Below are 16,890 nucleotides of genomic sequence, written 5' to 3'. Positions count from 1 at the left end.
GAGGACAATGAAAAAAAATTTAGAGAGAAGGGATCAATGGGCGTCCCACTGTCGCATCCGCACGCGGCAATGCTTCATGGCATTGACGATGTGCTTCTCCACCAGCGCGCGCGAGATACCGAGGTGCTCTGCAATTTCCGGGTGCGACAGGCCGTCGATCTTGCGCAGCAGAAAACTTTCGCGACACAGCCGCGGCAATTCCGCCAGGGCACGCTGGAGCATTTCCAGGCGCTGGCCATGATCGAGGCAGTTGTGCGGGGATGGGGTGAAGTAGCGCTCTTCGTTGTCGAGCACGTCCAGTGATTCAACCTGGCGCAAGGCGTTGCGGCGATGATCGTCGATCACCAGGTTCAGCGCGGTGCGATAAAGGAAGGCCCGGGGCTGCTCGATCGGTGTGTCACTGGAACGCTCCAGCACCCGCAGATAAGCGTCATGCACCACATCTTCGGCCACCTGACGGTTGCCTAGCCTGGCGTTCAGGAAACACACCAGCTCGCGATAGTAGTTTTCCAACATGACTCCCGGCCGCACAGGGTGCGGTTTCTATCCTTGAGCCACTTCCGCGACCGCACAAATGGGCAATGGCAAGATGGTGGCAGTTCGAGTCGCGTAATTTATAGTAATTCTCATATAGATTTAAAGTGTTGCTTTGACTTACCTGATAAATAGTCATGCGCTACACCTGTAACGGTATGTGTCAGCACCTAAATTCCCCGCGACATTCCTCGTTTACAGGACAGCTCCCCGTGTCTGTCGGCCCCCGACAGCGTTCGCCTGCCGCCGCTTTTCGTGCGCAGGATGAACGACGGGCCGATACCCATTGGCCGGAACCCTGCATGAAACGTCCCCGACAGACCCGACGCGCCCTGCTTGTAGCACTTTGTCTGATCCCCGTTATTGCCATCGCCGCCTGGCAAGTGATCCCACCGGGCCGGGATAAATTCGCCACCGTGCAAGTCAGTCGTGGCGACATTGAAAGCAGCGTCACCGCGTTGGGCACCCTGCAGCCCCGGCGTTATGTCGACGTGGGTGCGCAGGCGTCCGGGCAGATCCAGAAGATTCATGTGGAGGTCGGCGACGTGGTCAAGGAAGGCCAGCTGCTGGTGGAGATCGATCCGTCCACCCAGCAGGCCAAGCTCGACGCCGGCCGGTTCTCCATCGAGAACCTCAAGGCGCAGCTCCAGGAACAACGAGCCCAGCATGAACTGGCCCGGCAGAAATTCCAGCGCCAGCAGAACCTCAAGGCCGGCGGCGCGACCCGCGAGGAAGACGTGCAAACCGCCCAGGCCGAACTGCGTGCCACCCAGGCGCGCATCGACATGTTCCAGGCGCAGATCCGTCAGGCCCAAGCCAGCCTGCGCAGCGATCAGGCCGAACTCGGTTACACGCGGATTTACGCACCGATGGCCGGCACCGTGGTCGCCCTCGACGCCCGGGTCGGCCAGACCCTCAACGCCCAGCAGCAAACACCCTTGATTCTGCGCATCGCCAAGTTGTCGCCCATGACGGTGTGGGCCGAAGTTTCGGAAGCCGACATCGGCCACGTCAAACCCGGCATGATCGCCTGGTTCACCACCCTCAGCAGCGGCAACCGGCGTTGGAGCAGCACCGTGCGGCAGATTCTGCCGGTGCCGCCCAAGCCACTGGACCAGACTAGCCAGGGCGGCGGCAGCCCGGCCAGTTCGAGCAAAAGCGGCAGCGCGCGCGTGGTGCTGTATACGGTGTTGCTGGACGTCGATAACGCCGACAACGCGCTGATGGCGGAAATGACCACCCAGGTGTTCTTCGTTTCGGATCAGGCAAAAAACACCCTGACCGCGCCGGTCGCGGCGCTGCAGGCCGGCACCGAAGCGAATAGGCAAATTGCCCAGGTCGTCGCTGAAAACGGCAGTATCCAGCAGCGCGACGTGCGCACCGGCATCAGCGATCGTCTTCGGGTGCAGATCCTCGACGGTTTGCAGGAAGGCGATCACCTGCTGATCGGCACGGCCGACGGGAGTGGCGGCTGAATGCAGACGCCTCTGATCGACCTGCAGGACATCCGCAAAGCCTACGGCGGCGGCGATTCACCGCAAGTTCACGTGTTGCGCGGCATCGACCTGTCGATTCATGCCGGGGAATTCGTGGCGATTGTCGGCGCGTCCGGCTCCGGCAAATCGACGCTGATGAACATCCTCGGTTGCCTCGACCGCCCGACCTCGGGCGAATACCGGTTCGCCGGGCAAAACGTCGCCGCCCTCGACAGCGACGAGCTGGCCTGGCTGCGCCGCGAAGCCTTTGGCTTTGTGTTCCAGGGTTATCACCTGATCCCGTCCGGCTCGGCCCAGGAAAACGTCGAGATGCCGGCCATCTACGCAGGCCTGCCCGCCGCCGAACGCCATGCCCGCGCCGCCGCCCTGCTCGACCGCCTCGGCCTGGCGTCGCGCACCGGCAACCGCCCGCACCAGCTCTCCGGCGGCCAGCAACAACGGGTGTCGATTGCCCGCGCCTTGATGAACGGCGGCCACATCATCCTCGCCGACGAACCCACCGGCGCCCTCGACAGCCACAGCGGCGCCGAGGTCATGACCCTGCTCGACGAACTGGCGAGCCAGGGCCACGTGGTCATCCTCATCACCCACGACCGTGAAGTCGCGGCCCGGGCCAAGCGCATCATCGAAATCCGCGACGGGCTGATCATCAGCGACAGCGCGGTGGACAACCCTCAAGCACAAACCTCGGCCAACCCCGGTGCGCTGCAAGCGGTGGATCTGCGCAAGCGCCTGACCGAAGGCGCCGAAGCGACCGGGGCCTGGAAAGGCGAACTGATCGACGCCGTACAAGCGGCGTGGCGGGTGATGTGGATCAACCGCTTTCGCACCGCGCTGACGCTGCTCGGCATCATCATCGGCGTGGCGTCGGTGGTGGTCATGCTGGCCGTCGGCGAAGGCAGCAAACGCCAGGTCATGGCGCAAATGGGCGCCTTCGGCTCAAACATCATTTACCTCAGTGGCTCATCACCCAACCCGCGAACACCGCGAGGCATCGTCACCCTGGATGACGTCGCGGCGGTGGGAAGCCTGCCGCAGGTGACGCGGATCATGCCGGTCAATGGCCAGGAAGCCGGGGTGCGTTTCGGCAACCTCGACCACTTGAGCTACGTCGGCGGCAACGACACCAATTTCCCGGCCATCTTCAACTGGCCGGTGGTGCAAGGCAGCTATTTCACCCAGGACGATGAACGTAACGCCGCCGCGGTGGCAGTGATTGGCCACAAGGTGCGGACCAAGTTGCTCAAGGACGTGGCCAACCCGATCGGCCAGTACATCCTGATCGAAAACGTGCCGTTCCAGGTGGTCGGCGTGCTCGCCGAAAAAGGCGCCAGCTCCGGCGACTCCGACAGCGACGACCGCATCGCCATCCCCTACTCCGCCGCCAGTGTGCGGCTGTTCGGCACGCATAATCCCGAATACGTGGCTATCGCCGCTGCCGACGCACGCAAGGTCAAGGAGACCGAAATCGCCATCGAGCAATTGATGCTGCGCCTGCACAACGGCAAGAAGGATTTCGAACTGACCAACAACGCCGCGATGATCCAGGCCGAAGCGCGCACGCAAAACACCTTGTCATTGATGCTGGGCTCGATTGCCGCCATCTCGCTGCTGGTCGGCGGCATCGGGGTGATGAACATCATGCTGATGACCGTGCGCGAGCGCACGCGGGAGATCGGTATCCGCATGGCCACCGGCGCCCGTCAGCGCGACATCCTGCGCCAGTTCCTGACGGAAGCGGTGATGCTTTCGGTGGTCGGCGGTCTCGCCGGGATTGCCCTGGCGCTGATCGTCGGCGGCGTGCTGATCCTCAGCGAAGTCGCGGTCGCGTTCTCTTTGATAGCGGTGCTCGGCGCCTTCGCCTGCGCCCTGGTCACCGGTGTTGTCTTCGGCTTCATGCCGGCCCGCAAAGCTGCCCGACTCGACCCGGTCACGGCCCTTACCAGTGAATGATCTCTCCATGAAGCCGCAACTGAGTTTACTGACCCTCTGCCTGTTGCTCGGCGCCTGCGGCACGCCCGCCCAGCGCCCGGACAGCGGCCTCCAGCCGCCCGACGCCTGGCAATCGCCGCACACGCAAGACGCCACCCGCAACAACCTGCAATGGTGGACGCAGTTTGGCAGCCCGCAGCTGGATCAACTGATCGAACAGGCGCGGGTCGGCAGTTACGACCTGGCCGCGGCCATCGCGCGGGTGCGCCAGGCGCAGGCCGAGACGGTGGTTGCCGGTGGCTCGCTGCTGCCGGAGGTCAAGGCTGGCCTCAACGCCAATCGGCAAAAACTGCTGCGCGGCAACGGTTACAGCCAGCTCGACGCCGACAGCGAAAACAAGGCCGTCGATTACTTCAACGCCAGCCTCAGCGCCACTTACGAAATCGATTTCTGGGGCGGTCAACGGGCCTCCCGTGACAGCGCGCAATTCGCTTTGCAGGCCAGCGAGTTTGATCAGGCCACCGTGGAATTGACGCTGCTCAGCGGCGTCGCCAACACCTACGCGCAGGCCTTGTCGCTGCGCGAGCAAAGCCGCATCGCCGAGCTGAACCTGGCCAACGCGCAGAACGTATTGAAACTGGTGCAGACGCGATTCGATTCAGGGTCCGCAACGGCACTTGAGCTGGCGCAGCAGAAGAGCCTGGTGGCCGCGCAACAACGGCAGTTGCCGCTGGTGCAGCAACAGGCTCAAGACGCGCTGATCGGTCTGGCCGCCCTGCTCGGCCGGCCGGTTCAGCAACTGGCGCTGGGTCAGGAGCGCTTTGATCAGCTGTCATGGCCGACCATCGCGGCCGGCGCCCCCAGCGAATTGCTCACCCGCCGCCCGGACATCGCCCGCGCCGAAGCGCAACTGGCCGCCGCACAAGCCGACGTCACCGTCGCCCGCGCGGCGATGCTGCCGAAGGTGACGTTGAGTGCCGAACTGGGGTCGGGGGCGAACCGGGCGACAGATATTCTGCGCAGTCCTTTCTACAACCTCACCGCCGGATTACTTGCGCCGATCTTCAACAATGGTCGCTTGGACGCCGAGCGCGACAAAGCCACGGCCCGCCAGGAAGAACTGCTGGAAACTTATCGCGGGGCGATCATCAACGGCTTCGCCGACGTGGAAAAAGCCCTCAACAGCATTCGCGGACTGGATGCACAGCGACAGTGGCAAAGCGAGGAACTGAGCCAGGCGCAGACCGCCTTCAATATCGCGCAAAGCCGTTATCAGGCCGGGGCCGAGGATTTGCTGACCGTGCTGGAGACCCAGCGCACGCTGTATGCGGCGCAGGATCTGAATGTGCAGCTGCGGTTGTCGCGGTTGCAGGCGAGTATTGCGCTGTACAAGGCGTTGGGTGGCGGGTGGCAGGTTCTGTGATTTGAGTTGCCAGTGAGGGCCTCTTCGCGGGCAAGCCTCGCTCCTACATGATGCCCTTGTAGGAGCGAGGCTTGCCCGCGAAGAACGATAACCCGGTCTATCGGTTTAGCTGGTAATCGGCCTGGCCTTCAAATGCCGCGCATACCAAGGCCGCTGCGGCACTTTGCGGAACAGGTCCGCCAGCTTTTTATCGTCTTCACCAAAGGTGATGCGCAACGCCAGTTTCATGGTTTCCGGGTCCATCTCGACCGACTTGCCCACCTGCAACCCCGGCGTCGTGCTGCAACCATGGGTGCTCGGCCCCAGCCACGGATCAGCCACCTCGACCCAGCGCCCCGGCGCAAACCACGCCACACCGTTGACCTCCAGCCGACTCACCTCCCCCGGATGAAAACGCTCGTGGGCGCGAAACCAGTCTTCCAGGCGATCGTCGATCCAGCCGTGAAAATGCCAGAACACCGGGTTCACGTGGGATGAAAACGGGTCGCCGAGGAAGTCGTTTTCCGGCGCATACCAGCGCGCGGAAAAGTCCGCCGGATCCCTCGCGAACGGCACCGGCTGGCCATTGGACGGATCACGCGGCACCGACGCCCAGCGCATGTGCAGCCAGTCGTGCAGCCCCAGCTCGACCTCTGAACCGAACTGCCCAAGGGTGAGTTTCGACAGATAACGCGGATCCCGATAGCGCGACTCCCAGACCTGGAAGTTGCTGTGATACGTCTCAGCGGTCTTGATGTCGCTGACCCATTGCGAATATTCGGCATCGTCGTCGGCCTGCCAGGTCGGTGGCAACGCGGTGCCGTCATGGTTGTCGCAGTAATTGGCGAAACCGATGCGATCCCGGGCCAGTTCCGGCTGCGGCAGTGGAAAATGCTGCCATGACGGCAAATCCTGCATCGAACGCGCCGTGCCCAGCATGTGCCGGTGCATGAAGAAAAAGTCCACGCCTGAACCGTTGCGATCCTTTCGCGCGCCACGGGCATCACGCTCCTTGTCCCGCGGGCCGGGCTGCCAGCCGATACCGCGCAGGGCGTTGCGCTTGTCTTCGGAGAGGGTGTGCCACTTGTCCCGGGAGGCATGCCAGAGCTGGTGAAACAGCCGATGTTCGGCGGACACCAGCCACGCCAGCAGCGGCGCGTTGAGACCGGTTCGCTCGCGAGCTTCGGGAAACACCCGCTTGACCGCGATGAAGCGATTGTCTTGTGCGGTCATCATCAACGGGCGATCGAGGTTCAACACCCGGCCACTGAGGGTGCCGCTGCCTGCGTTGCCGAAACCGGCCCAGACTTCGTCCAGCGACATGCTGAATTCGTAATCTGGCGTGCCACTGGCGGCGGTGGCACTGACCAGCCGCCAGCTCAGCTCGGCCGGTTTGGCTTCTGCCAGATCGCCCAGCACCCGGTAGCGCGGCTCATCGCTGGAGCGTAAACGCTGGGCGGTGTCGAGGAATCCGATCAGGCCGCGACCTTTGTGGCCGACGTCGAGAAACACTTCCAGCCCATCCCGTGGCAAGCCTTCGATACCGGCGTCACGCCCTTCGAAACGAATCTGCCAGACGCCACGCAAGGTGTTCGCCAATTGCTGGCCGGCGACATCCGCCACATCGAATGAAGCTTCGCCGGGGGTGATCGTCGGATCCGGTTTCGTCCATTCGCGATGCCCATAAAAAGCCGCAGGCACGGCGGCGCCGGTGAGCGCCAGGCCTGCCATGAACCATCGTCGAGAAATCGTCATTGCCCTACCTGTGTCAGCCATGAAGCAGGCTTTATCCAAGCTAGAACGTTTGTTGCCTGCAAAAATTTAAAAGCTTCGCGGGCGAGCCTCGCTCCTACAGGTCCTGCATTAACCCGTAGGAGCGAGGCTTGCCCGCGAAGAGGCCATCAGTCCCACTAAATTTCCAACCGGACCACTCGTTCTTCCCAGATAGCAAAGGCCCCTGCGCCCGCACCGGGGCGACGAACCTGACTGAGATGGCAATGACAAAACCACGTTCGAAAAAGGCTCTCTACATCGGCCTGCCGCTGGCCCTGGCGATCAGTGCCGGGGCAGGCTATGCGGCCTGGGATTACTGGTTCAAGGACAATCCAGGCTACCCGGCCAAGGTGATGAAACAAGCCGATGAGTTGCAAGAGCGCATCCTCTCGTTCGACAGCCACGTCACCGTACCGCTGGACTTCGGCACCGCCGGCAATGAAGCGGACAAGGACGGCACCGGGCAATTCGACCTGGTCAAGACCGGCCGCGGTCGCTTGTCCGGCGCGGCCCTGACGATTTTCGGCTGGCCGGAAATCTGGAACGGCGCCAACGCCCCGCATCGCCCCACCGCCGGCTTCGTCGACGAAGCCCGGTTCGAGCAGGAAACCCGCTACAAAATCATCAGCACGATGGTTCGCGACTTCCCCAACCAGGTTGCCATTGCCTACACCCCGGACGATTTCCGTCGCCTGCACGGCGAAGGCAAGTTCGCGATCTTCATGAGCATGCTCAACGCCTACCCGCTGGGCAACGACCCGACCGCGCTGGACACGTGGGCCGCTCGTGGCATGCGCATGTTCGGTTTCAGTTACGTGGGCAACAACGCCTGGGCGGATTCGTCCCGACCGCTGCCGTTCTTCAATGATTCGCGCGACGCCCTTGGGGGCCTGTCGGAGATCGGCAAACAAGCGGTGCATCGTCTCAACGATCTGGGCGTGATCATCGACGTGTCGCAGATGTCGACCAAAGCCCTGGAGCAAGTCGCCCAGTTGAGCCGCACGCCGATGGTCGCCTCGCACTCGGCACCGCGCGCCCTGGTGGACATCCCGCGCAACCTCAGCGACCAGGAAATGCAGCTGATCAAGAACAGCGGCGGCGTGGTGCAGATTGTCGGCTTCCCGACCTACATCCGTCCGCTGAGCCAGGCCACCCGAGACAAACTCAACGCCCTGCGCGCTCGCTTCGACCTGCAACCGCTGCAAGGCCTGGAGATGGCGCTGATGCCGGGCGACCCGGTGATCACCGTCTGGTCCGAACAACGTTTCGGCGAGTACGCCAGCCAGCTCTACGCCATCGTCGACGAAGAACCGAAAGCCACCCTAAAGGACTACGGCGACGCGATTGATTACGCGGTGAAAAAAATCGGTATCGACCACGTCGGCATCAGTTCCGATTTCAACGACGGCGGCGGTCTGGAAGGCTGGAAGGATGTCAGCGAAGCTCGCAACGTGACGGCCGAGCTGATCAGTCGCGGCTACAGCGAGGCCGATATCGCCAAGCTTTGGGGCGGGAATTTCCTGCGGGTCTGGGACCAGGTGCAGAAGTCGTCCAGACCGGTGGCAAAAAACTGATGTCTTCTTTTGCAAAAGCGAACCGAGCTCATGACTAACCGCCGTTCATTCCTCAAGCAGGCCGGTATTCTCGCGGCTGGCCTGCCCCTGAGTGCTGCCGTGAATCTGCCGGCACTGGCTGCCAATCCACCGCCGCTGCCCAAGGACAAATGGGCGCAATTGCGTTCATTGTTCGACCAGGATCCGGACTACCTGCACTTCGCCAATTTCCTGGTGACGTCCCACCCACGTCCGGTGCGTGAGGCGATTGAACGCCACCGCGCCAACCTCGACCGCAACCCGGGGCTGGCAATGGATTGGGACCTGGGCGAAACCGAAAAACGCGAGCACGCGGTGCGCGTCTGGGCCGGTCATTACCTCAAGGCCAAGCCTGAGCAAATCGCACTGACCGGCAGCACCACGCAAGGCCTGTCGCTGATCTACGGCGGCATCCATGTGCGCCCGGATCAGGAAATCCTCACCAGCGAGCACGAACACTACGCCACCCACTACGCCCTGGGTTATCGCCAGCAAAAGGACGGGGTCAAGGTGCGCAAGCTCAAGCTGTTCGAGAACAGCCAAACCGTGTCGGCGGATGAGGTGCTGGATTCGATCGCCAAAGGCATTCGCCCTGAGACCCGCGTGCTGGGAATGACCTGGGTGCAGTCCGGCAGCGGCGTGAAGCTGCCGATTGGTGAGATCGGCAAGCTGGTGGCGGAACGCAATCGCAATCGTGAGGAAAAGGACCGCATCCTGTATGTGGTCGATGGCGTGCACGGTTTCGGCGTCGAAGAGCTCGACTTCCCAGACATGCACTGCGACTTTTTCATCGCCGGCACCCACAAATGGATGTTCGGCCCGCGCGGCACCGGGATCATCTGCGCCCGTTCAGCCGAGCTCAAGGATGTGACGCCGACGATTCCGACCTTCTCCGAAGCGACCACGTTCTCGACCATCATGACCCCCGGCGGTTATCACAGCTTCGAACATCGCTGGGCCCTGGACGAGGCGTTCAAGCTGCACCTGGAACTGGGCAAGGCCGAGGTCCAGGCGCGCATTCACGCCCTCAATACCTATGCGAAAAACCGGCTGTTGGAACACCCGCAGATTGAATTGGTCACACCCAGGAGCCCGGACCTGTCGGCCGGGTTCACCTTCTTCCGGGTCAAGGACCGCGACTGCGAAAAAATCGCCGTCCAGTTGATGAAAAACCGCGTGGTTTGCGACTCGGTGGACCGCGACGTCGGCCCGGTCATCCGCATCGCGCCCGGCCTGCTCAACACCGAAAACCATATCGACCGCGTCATGGCCTTGCTGAGCAAAACCGTCTGATGCGGCCCCTTGTGGCGAAGGAGCTTGCTCGCGCTGGACTGCGCAGCAGTCCCTTTCTTTGGGGCCACTTCGCTGCCCAGCGGGAGCAAGCTCCCTCGCCACAGAGACGCCAGTTTTCTTTGAATCGAGACGACAAATGAACCGAGATCTATTAACCGTGCCTCTCAAGGCCCTCGCCTTGTCCGCCCTCCTCGCCGGTCTGCTGCCAACCACCGCCCAGGCGGCAACCACCCCGCAACCCGGCAAAGTATTCAAGGACTGCCGCGATTGCCCGGAAATGGTCGTGCTGCCCGCCGGTACGTTCACCATGGGTACGCCGGACGATGAAGTCGGTCGCGAGCCCGACGAAAGCCCGATGCACGAGGTGACCTTCGCCAAACCCTTCGCCATGAGCCGCTTCCAGGTCACCGCCGGTGAATGGGACAGCTACGTGCGCGAGAGTGGCGTGACCATCGCCAATGGCGATACCCGGCCGGGTCGCGAGTGCGTCGCCAGCAAACCGCGTTACCCGCAAGGCCCGCGTCAGCCGGCGGTGTGCATGAATTTCGATGACGTGAAGAACTACATCACCTGGCTCTCGAAGAAGACCGGGCAGAAGTACCACATGGTCAGCGAAGCTCAACGCGAATACGCCGCGCGCGGCGGCACCAAGGGTCCGTTCCCCTTCCCGTTCGATGAAGGCAAGGAATACAGCATCAGCCAACACGCCAACACCTACGGCCCGGCGGACGGTTACAGCTACAGCTCGCCGGTCGGCAGCTATGCACCGAATGCGTTCGGCCTGTACGACATGCACGGCAATGTCTACGAATGGGTCGAAGACTGCGAACACCCCAACTACGTCGGCGCGCCCACCGATGGCAGTGCCTGGGTAGAACCCAACTGCGAAGCGGTGCGCATTCGCGGCAACGACTGGGGTGAAGCGCCAGTGTTCTCCCGCTCCGGCAACCGCAACAGCCAGTACCCGCAAGAGCGTGGCGACTGGATAGGTTTCCGTATCGTGCGTGATCTCTAAACCATAATCCCGATCCTGTGGGAGCGAGCCTGCTCGCGAAGGCTGTTTAACAGTCGACATGGATGTCGGCTGACTCACCGCTTTCGCGAGCAGGCTCGCTCCCACAAGGTTTAGTGTGGTGTCAGGTATTTTCGCTATGCCCGGCGAACGCCGCCAGTCGGCGACCCTGTAAATTAACCCTTCGATCAGACGTTCTACTGGGTATCTGCCTTTATACCCAAGGAACTGTCTTCCATGACCCAGCCTCCCCGTGGCGCCATCGGCGAGTTGTTCGCCCTGTTGAAACCGTTTCGACTCATCGTCGCCGCGTCCATTTTCCTGGGCATGGTCGGCGGCTTGAGCGTCACGGTACTGCTGGCAACCATCAACAACGCCCTGCATTCGGACACCGGCCTGACCCAAGGCGTAGTCGCCTTGTTTGCCGGCCTGTGCCTGCTGGCGCTGCTGAGCTCGATCTGCTCGGACATCGGCACCAACTACGTCGGCCAGCACATCATTGCCAGGCTGCGCAAACAGCTCGGTGAAAAAGTCCTGTCGGCCCCCATCGAGCAGATCGAACGCTATCGCAGCCACCGCTTGATTCCGGTCCTGACCCACGACGTCGATACCATCAGCGACTTCGCCTTCGCCTTCGCCCCCCTGGCGATTTCCCTCACCGTGACCCTCGGTTGCATGGGTTACCTGGCCATCCTGTCGTGGCCGATGTTCCTGATCATGGTCGCCGCGATCCTGATCAGCACCGCGATCCAGGCTTACGCCCAGAGCAAGGGTGTGCAGGGTTTCATGGCCGCCCGTGACGCTGAAGACGAGCTGCAAAAGCACTACAACGCGATTGCCGATGGCGCCAAGGAACTGCGAATCCACCGCCCGCGTCGCCAACGCATGTTCGTGTCGGGGATCAAGGCGACAGCCGATTTCATCTGCAAGACCCAGGTGCGCTCGGTCAACACCTTCGTGATCGCCAAGACCTTCGGCTCGATGCTGTTCTTCGTGGTCATCGGCCTGGTGCTGGCGCTGCAATCCTTCTGGCCAAGCGCCGACAAGACCGTGATGAGCGGCTTCGTGCTGGTGCTGTTGTATATGAAAGGCCCGCTGGAGCATTTGATCAGCACGTTACCGATTGTCAGCCGTGCGCAGATCGCCTTCCGCCGGATCGCCGAGTTGTCCGAGCAGTTTTCCACCCCTGAGCCGCACTTGCTGCTCAGCGATCAGGGCAACGTCAAGCAAGCCGTGCACGAACTGAAACTGGCCGATGTGCGTTTCGCCTTTCCGGCTGTCGAAGGCGCTGCACCCTTCCAGTTGGGCCCGGTCAACCTGACGATCAAGCAAGGCGACATCACGTTTATTGTCGGTGAGAACGGTTGCGGCAAGACCACGCTGATCAAGTTACTGCTGGGTTTGTACACGCCGCAACAGGGCGAGATCCGGGTCAACGGCGAGGCGATTGATGCGCAAAATCGTGATGACTATCGCCAGTTGTTCACCACGATCTTCGCTGATTATTACCTGTTCGATGACGTGGTCCAGGGCGACACGCACATCCCCGAAGACGCCAACAAATACCTGCAACGCCTGGAAATCGCGCACAAGGTCAGCGTCAAGGACGGCAATTTCACCACCACCGACCTTTCCACCGGCCAGCGCAAGCGCCTGGCGCTGGTCAATGCCTGGCTCGAAGAACGCCCGGTGCTGGTGTTCGATGAATGGGCGGCCGACCAGGACCCGACCTTCCGCCGGATTTTCTACACCGAGCTGCTGCCGGACCTCAAGCGCCTGGGCAAAACCATCATCGTGATCTCCCACGATGACCGTTACTTCGACGTGGCCGACCAGTTGGTGCGCATGGAGAGCGGTCGGGTCGTCACCGAGCTGGCACCGGCCTGAGCCTGTGGGAGCGGGGCTGCTCGCGATAGCGGTGGATCAGTCACCTTCAATGGTGAATGAAATACCGCTATCGCGAGCAGGCTCGCCCCCACCGTTGTTTCTCTTAACGGGCCGACATTTGGGCGAACCCCTCGCCACGGTTTCTTCTTTCTGAAAATTAATTGACGTCTTTCTTTCCGGTTTTTGCTTCGCGCCGCGTCTAATAATCATTCTTATTAACAAAAACTCTGCACCCCACTTTTCAGGAGCTCAGGTAAGTAATGCGACCTCTACCACGCCGCACACCTCTCGCGCAGGCCGTACAGCGCCCGACATTGCATCGCACCCTGTTTACCAGCGTGCTGCTGACCGCCACCTTGCTGGGGAGCTCGATGGCCAATGCTGCACCTGTAAAAGTGAACATTGCCGTCCAGCCGCTTTCCAACGCGCTGACCGAGCTGGGCATGCAAACCAACCTGCAGATCCTCTACAGCCCGGATCAGGTGGCGGGTATCAAGTCCCGTGCAGTGTCAGGTTCGCTGGAGCCCTCCGAAGCCCTGAGCGCCCTGCTCAAAGGCACCGGCATTTCGTTCCAGATCAACGGCAACAGCGTCACGCTGGTCTCCGGCGGCGGTTCGGGCCTGCAACTGGGCGCGACCACGATTTCCGGCCAGGCCCTGGGCCTGACCACTGAAGACACCGACTCCTATACCACCGGCGCCACCACCACCGCGACCAAGCTGCCGCTGACCCTTCGCGAAACACCGCAATCGGTAACCGTGGTCACCCGCCAGCAGATGGACGATCGCGGCGTCACCAGCGTTGCCGACGCACTGCGCAACACCCCCGGCATCACGTCGCAGAAGTACGACAGTGACCGTACCGAGTTTTCCGCCCGTGGCCAGGCCATCACCAACTTCCAGTACGATGGCGTCAACACCATCTACGACGGTGTGTACGGTGAAAACCCGAACAACAGCGACGACTCGGCCAGCCTCGACCACATCGAAGTCATCAAAGGCGCTACCGGCCTGATGACCGGCACCGGCGATCCGTCCGCCACGGTCAACCTGATCCGCAAGAAGCCGACCAAGGAATTCAAAGCCTCAGTCAGCGCCACCGCCGGCCGCTGGGACAAGTACCGTGCTGAAGGTGATATTTCCGGTTCGCTGACTGATTCCGGCAACGTCCGCGGTCGCTTCGTCACCACATACCAGGACGCCAACTCCTACCTGGATCACTACAGCCAGAAGAAAGACCTGTTTTACGGCGTACTCGAAGCCGACCTGACCGACGACACCCTGCTGACCTTCGGCATCGACAAATCCAGCGCCACCCCGCGCGGTTCGTCGTGGACCGGTAACCCGACATATTTCGCCGATGGCGGCCGTACCGAGTTCCCGCGTCACTTCAACCCGGCGGCCGACTGGAGCCGTCGTGATTTCGACAGCACCACCTACTTTGCATCGCTGGAGCAAGCGCTGGCCAATGACTGGAAACTCAAAGTCAGCCTGGACCAGAAAACCACCGATCATGACACCCAACTGGCCTCGGCCAGCGGCGGCAACCCGGACCGCGCCACCGGTGAAGGCATGTTCCTTTACTGGGGTCGCTGGGAAGGTCATCGCGTGCAGAACACCGCTGACGTGAACGTCTCCGGCCCCTTCAGCCTGGGCGGTCGCGAGCACGAACTGGTCGCCGGTGTCATGGCGTCCCACTCGCGCCAGACCGGTTCGACTTACGACACCAGTGCGTTCTCCCAAGTGCCCGGCAGCATCTATGACTGGAACGGCGAACTGCCGAAACAGGAATTCCCGAAAAACGGCAAATACGAACGTACCCAGAGCCAGAACGGCGTTTACCTGGCCACGCGCCTGCGCCCGACCGATGACCTGTCGTTCATCCTCGGCACCCGCCTGAGCACCTTCAAGTACAACGAAGACTACAACTACAACCCGGGCGCCAACCAGACCGACACCCACGCCAGCTACAAGGAACACGGCGTCGTCACCCCGTATGCCGGTGTGGTTTACGACCTCAACGACACGTACTCCGCGTACGCCAGCTACACCAATATCTACCAGCCGCAAATCTACAAGGACGCCAACGGCTCGACCCTGCAGCCGGTTGAAGGCAACGCCTACGAGACCGGTCTGAAAGCGGCCTACTTCGAAGGCAAGCTGAACGCCAGCCTGGCCTTCTTCCGCATCGAACAGGACAACGTCGCTGAATCGATCGGCACCAACCCGGTCACCAACGAAGGTATTTACAAAGCCATCGACGGCGCGACCACCAAAGGTGTGGAACTGGAACTGGCCGGTGAACTGGCCGAGGGCTGGAACCTGTCCGCGGGCTACACCTACGCCCGGACCCGTGACCAGGACGAGCAACGGATCTTCGGCTACCCGCTGTCCACCACGCGCCCTGAACACGTCGTTCGTACCTTCACCACCTACCGTCTGCCGGGCGTGATGAACCAGTTCACCGTCGGTGGCGGCGTGAGCTGGCAGAGCGCGTTCTACGGCAAGATCTACAGCGCCAGCGCGGGCGACTACACCCAGATCAAGCAAGGTGGCTACACCCTCGTGGACCTGATGACCCGTTACCAGTACGACGACCATCTGAGCTTCACCGTCAATGCCAACAACGTATTCGACAAGAACTACCTGACGGGCCTGGGCAACTTCGACACCACGTTCTACGGCGAGCCGCGTAACGTGCAGGTCACCGCGAAGTATGATTTCTGAGTCGTGAGCTGAAATGAAAAATGCCCGTGTCGTCAGATGCGGGCATTTTTTTGGCCAGGGATTTTGTGGTGAATGGGAGTCCGCCTTCGCGGGCAAGCCTCGCTCCTACAGGTTGGCACCATGCCACAACTCGACGCCAACCTGTAGGAGCGAGGCTTGCCCGCGAAGGCAATTGTCGCCCACCAGAAATCCCCTGGACCGGACACAAAAAAACCGCCATCCCTGATCCAGGCATGGCGGTTTTTTTCATGGCAATTCAGATCCGCGAACGCACCCACCCCGCCACTTCCGAGTGAATCCCTTCCACTTCCCCCAGCAACCCCGCCATGCGCATGAAGTCATGGGTCATCCCCGGCTGTTCCAGCAATGTCACTTCATTCCCCGCCGCACGCAACCGCTCGGCATACGCCAGCCCTTCATCATGCAGCGGATCGTGCCCGGCCAAGTACACCAGCGCCGGTGCCAAGCCTGATAAATCCGCCGCCAGCAACGGCGAGCAACGCCAATCCGCCAGGTCGTCCGGCGTGCGCCCGTAATGCGCGTAGAACCAGTCCAGCGTCGGCGTCTCCAGCAAATAGCCCTCGGCAAAATCCCGGTGCGAGGCGCGTTTCGTCGTCGCATCCGTCACCGGATACAGCAACACCTGGGCCTTGGGTTTCAACGCCAGTTCCTCAGGTTCACGCACTGCCATGATCGACAACACCGTGGCCAATGTTGCACCCACGCTGTCACCGACCAGCGCCACCCGGTTCGCATCCAGCCCACGCGCAGCGCCCTCGCGCACCAGCCAGTTGCCCGCATCGCAAGCGTCCTGCACCGGCGTCGGGAAACGCCATTGCGGCGCCAGTCGGTAATCCACGGTCAACAACGCAAACCCGCCTTGCGAGGCCAGTCGCCGGCACAGCGCATCATGGGAATCGAGGCTGCCGACCACATAGCCGCCACCATGAAAATACAGCAACACCGGCTGCAAGCCGTCGACCGCTTGCCCATCGCGATACACCCTTGCCGACAGACTGTGGCCATCCCGCGCGGCAATGGTGAAGTCCTCGCAGGCCACGCTGTCCAGCGGCACATCGAGAAACCCCGAGGAGGCTTCAAAATCGATCCGTGCCTGTTGCGGAGTCTGTTCATGCATCGCGCGACTCTTGCCGGTCATCCGGCCCAACTCGGCGAGTTCGAGAAATGCTTCAAGTTCTGGCAATACGGCCATGGGACGAATCCTTTAAATAAACAAGTACAA

11 protein-coding genes are annotated in these 16,890 nt (G+C 61.9%); 8 read left to right on the top strand and 3 right to left on the bottom strand.

The genetic code is table 11. The annotated features are described in order from the left end of the window. Window positions 1–33: 33 nt before the first annotated feature. Window positions 34–516, bottom strand: coding sequence for a sigma-70 family RNA polymerase sigma factor (locus HP062_RS30525; protein ID WP_042932216.1), 483 nt, complete (start codon window positions 514–516; stop codon window positions 34–36). A gap of 320 nt (window positions 517–836) precedes the next feature. Here HP062_RS30525 and HP062_RS30520 point away from each other — a divergent pair, with 320 nt between their 5' ends. From HP062_RS30520 to HP062_RS30510, 3 genes are read left to right on the top strand one after another with little or no spacing between them, the layout of a single operon-like run. Next, on the top strand, window positions 837–2,009 hold the full coding sequence (locus tag HP062_RS30520; protein ID WP_172792497.1) for an efflux RND transporter periplasmic adaptor subunit: 1,173 nt from the start codon (window positions 837–839) through the stop codon (window positions 2,007–2,009). Further along, window positions 2,010–3,983, top strand: coding sequence for a MacB family efflux pump subunit (locus HP062_RS30515; protein WP_169857413.1), 1,974 nt, complete (start codon window positions 2,010–2,012; stop codon window positions 3,981–3,983). It begins immediately after the preceding gene. A 7-nt stretch (window positions 3,984–3,990) separates the two neighbouring features. Continuing rightward, window positions 3,991–5,385: an efflux transporter outer membrane subunit gene (locus HP062_RS30510; RefSeq protein WP_172792496.1), complete on the top strand. Its 1,395-nt coding sequence runs from the start codon at window positions 3,991–3,993 to the stop codon at window positions 5,383–5,385. A 105-nt stretch (window positions 5,386–5,490) separates the two neighbouring features. Here HP062_RS30510 and HP062_RS30505 read toward each other — a convergent pair whose 3' ends face one another. Further along, the gene (locus tag HP062_RS30505; RefSeq protein WP_172792495.1) at window positions 5,491–7,119 is read right to left on the bottom strand and encodes a PvdJ/PvdD/PvdP-like protein; all 1,629 of its coding nucleotides are present in this window, start codon (window positions 7,117–7,119) and stop codon (window positions 5,491–5,493) included. A 242-nt stretch (window positions 7,120–7,361) separates the two neighbouring features. On the opposite strand from HP062_RS30505, the gene pvdM reads away from it, so the two are divergent. From pvdM to HP062_RS30480, 5 genes are all read left to right on the top strand, one after another. Continuing rightward, window positions 7,362–8,711: a pyoverdine-tailoring dipeptidase-like protein PvdM gene (pvdM, locus tag HP062_RS30500; RefSeq protein WP_172792494.1), complete on the top strand. Its 1,350-nt coding sequence runs from the start codon at window positions 7,362–7,364 to the stop codon at window positions 8,709–8,711. Between the two features lie 30 nt (window positions 8,712–8,741). Next, window positions 8,742–10,022: an aminotransferase class V-fold PLP-dependent enzyme gene (locus tag HP062_RS30495; RefSeq protein ID WP_172792493.1), complete on the top strand. Its 1,281-nt coding sequence runs from the start codon at window positions 8,742–8,744 to the stop codon at window positions 10,020–10,022. 136 nt (window positions 10,023–10,158) lie between these two features. Further along, a complete protein-coding gene (locus tag HP062_RS30490; protein WP_145308907.1) occupies window positions 10,159–11,037 on the top strand; it encodes a formylglycine-generating enzyme family protein in 879 nt (292 codons plus the stop codon). Window positions 11,038–11,271: 234 nt separating this feature from the next. Continuing rightward, entirely contained in the window at window positions 11,272–12,921 is a 1,650-nt protein-coding gene (locus HP062_RS30485; protein WP_172792492.1) for a cyclic peptide export ABC transporter, read from the top strand. A gap of 260 nt (window positions 12,922–13,181) precedes the next feature. After that, window positions 13,182–15,647, top strand: coding sequence for a TonB-dependent siderophore receptor (locus tag HP062_RS30480; protein WP_172792491.1), 2,466 nt, complete (start codon window positions 13,182–13,184; stop codon window positions 15,645–15,647). Between the two features lie 256 nt (window positions 15,648–15,903). Here the strand turns inward: HP062_RS30480 and HP062_RS30475 are convergent, their stop codons facing one another. Further along, window positions 15,904–16,860: an alpha/beta hydrolase gene (locus HP062_RS30475; protein ID WP_172792490.1), complete on the bottom strand. Its 957-nt coding sequence runs from the start codon at window positions 16,858–16,860 to the stop codon at window positions 15,904–15,906. Window positions 16,861–16,890: the final 30 nt, after the last annotated feature.

The sequence above is a fragment of the Pseudomonas sp. B14-6 genome (genome assembly GCF_013260315.1).
Lineage (GTDB): Bacteria > Pseudomonadota > Gammaproteobacteria > Pseudomonadales > Pseudomonadaceae > Aquipseudomonas > Aquipseudomonas mandelii.
The sequence above is the reverse complement of the archived record's forward strand: the minus strand, read 5'-3'. Positions and strand labels throughout refer to the sequence as shown.